This window comes from Pseudomonas fluorescens, from assembly GCF_902497745.1.
GTDB classification, from domain to species: Bacteria; Pseudomonadota; Gammaproteobacteria; order Pseudomonadales; family Pseudomonadaceae; genus Aquipseudomonas; species Aquipseudomonas fluorescens_BM.
Genome location: NZ_CABVHJ010000068.1, coordinates 1 through 1,182 on the forward strand (window position 1 = coordinate 1; position 1,182 = coordinate 1,182).

Here is a 1,182-nt window from a genome sequence, read left to right on the forward strand (position 1 = left end):
CCGAAGAAATCCTGCAGGAAGTCCCGACCCAGATCGTCTACAAGGCCAACGAGCTGATCGACATTTCCGACGGCGCCGTGACCATGAAACTCGTCGGCCGCGCGCACCCCAGTCGCGCCATCGCCTTCCTCAATGAAATCTACCCGCCAGGCGCCGACACCGGCGAAGAAATGCTCACCCATGAAGGCGAGGAAACCGGGATTCTGGTGGAAGGTCGTCTGGAACTGGTGGTGGGTCTGGAAACTTTTATTCTCGAAGCCGGCGACAGCTACTATTTTGAAAGTACCAAGCCGCATCGTTTCCGTAATCCGTTCGACGCGCCTGCGCGACTAATCAGCGCAGCCACGCCGGCGAATTTTTAACAAAGAGGCGCCAGGCCATTACGGCAAAGGCACCCGGAGAGTTTTTCTACCGTGCGGTATAACCCCTTCGACTATGGGGTTGTTTCAGTGTGACGGGCTACCCGCTATACTTCCGCCCGCCTGCGAACCGTGGCCGCAGGCGTGAATAGCCACCATTGAGGGTGAACGCGTGAATCTAATTATGAAAATGCTGGCTGCACCAGCAACCGTATTGGCCCTCTGGGCTGTCAGCGCTCAAGCTGCGACGAATGATGACATTGCCAAACGCCTCGAGCCGGTCGGCCAGGTGTGTGTGCAAGGGCAGGAATGCAAAGGGATGGAAGTTGCCGCTTCCGCTGGCGGCGGTGGCGGGGCGAAGTCCCCTGATGACGTGATTGCCAAGCACTGCAACGCTTGCCACGGTAGCGGGTTGTTGGGTGCGCCGAAAATCGGTGATGGCGATGCTTGGGGTAAGCGCGCCAAAGAACAAGGCGGCATTGATGGTCTGCTGGCTAAAGCAATCACCGGCCTGAACGCGATGCCTCCGAAAGGCACCTGCGCGGATTGCTCGGACGACGAGCTGAAGGGCGCGATACAGAAGATGTCCGGCTTGAAATAAGGCGTGCATCTGACGAAAAAAGCCGTCTTCGGACGGTTTTTTTGTGGGCGCGATTCAAGAACCCCTCACCCCAGCCCTCTCCCGGAGGGAGAGGGGGCCGACGGGGGTCTCTTGCGAGTTACATCGACCTGAAGGATTGCGTCGATTATGGATTCACGGCTGCACGTTCAAGTCGGTGTCTTACCTCTATTATCCCCTCACCCCAGCCCTCTCCCGGAGGGA

2 protein-coding genes are annotated in these 1,182 nt (G+C 58.3%); both read left to right on the plus strand.

Features of this window, described 5'->3' with window-relative positions:
- Window positions 1-362, plus strand: a 362-nt coding sequence (locus tag F8N44_RS31225) for a cupin domain-containing protein (RefSeq protein WP_150653022.1), incomplete at its 5' end; no start/stop codon positions are given.
- A 181-nt stretch (window positions 363-543) separates the two neighbouring features.
- Window positions 544-960 carry a c-type cytochrome gene (locus F8N44_RS31230; RefSeq protein ID WP_318182727.1) on the plus strand — a complete coding sequence of 139 codons (417 nt, stop codon included), beginning with the start codon at window positions 544-546 and terminating at the stop codon, window positions 958-960.
- Window positions 961-1,182: the final 222 nt, after the last annotated feature.

Coding starts and splice junctions, on each gene's coding strand:
- F8N44_RS31230 (WP_318182727.1), top strand. CDS start 544: ATGAAAATGCTGGCTGCACCAGCAACCGTATTGGCCCTCTGGGCTGTC.